Here is a 500-nt window from a genome sequence, read left to right as displayed (position 1 = left end):
CCATGAGATGGGCCATGCCTTCCTGTCCGGCCGCCTCGTGGCGGGAGCCGGCTTCGATCCAGATGCCAAGGCTTACGGTCTTGGACTGGGGCATGTGTTCGGTGACGACGCGCACGCCGTTTGGCAGGCGTGTGGCGCGGGAGTGGCTGTCGAATTCGGTGGTTTGGCGCATGGCCTGGGGCTACGGGTGTTTGGGCGCGGCGTCAAGGGCAGCGGCATATTTGCGATACAGGCCGCGCAGCTGATGGTAGGTCAGGCCCAAAAGCCCGGCCGCCTTGCGCTGGTTGCCGCCGGCCCGGCCAGGGCGCTTGCGAGCAGGTCGGTTTCAAAGCGCGGTGGCTTCGGTCCAGGTGGGGGAGGGAGTCGATGTGAAAAGAGAGAAGGCAGAAGATGCCTCCGGCGGCCGGGGGGATGATCCCCCCGGACCCCTGCAACAGGGAGAAATCGGGGGGGCGGGGCTGAAGGGCGCAATTCTGACAGGTGGCCGCTGCCGTGTGGTT

The 500-nt window shown here is 66.8% G+C and carries 1 protein-coding gene; it reads right to left on the bottom strand.

Features of this window, described 5'->3' with window-relative positions; genetic code table 11:
* Positions 1 to 172, bottom strand: a 172-nt coding sequence (locus tag DSOL_RS30315; RefSeq protein ID WP_139314653.1) for an insulinase family protein, incomplete at its 3' end; no start/stop codon positions are given.
* Positions 173 to 500: the final 328 nt, after the last annotated feature.

The sequence above is a fragment of the Desulfosporosinus metallidurans genome (assembly GCF_001936615.1).
Classification (GTDB): Bacteria; Bacillota; Desulfitobacteriia; order Desulfitobacteriales; family Desulfitobacteriaceae; genus Desulfosporosinus; species Desulfosporosinus metallidurans.
This window is presented reverse-complemented; position numbering and strand designations above follow the sequence as displayed.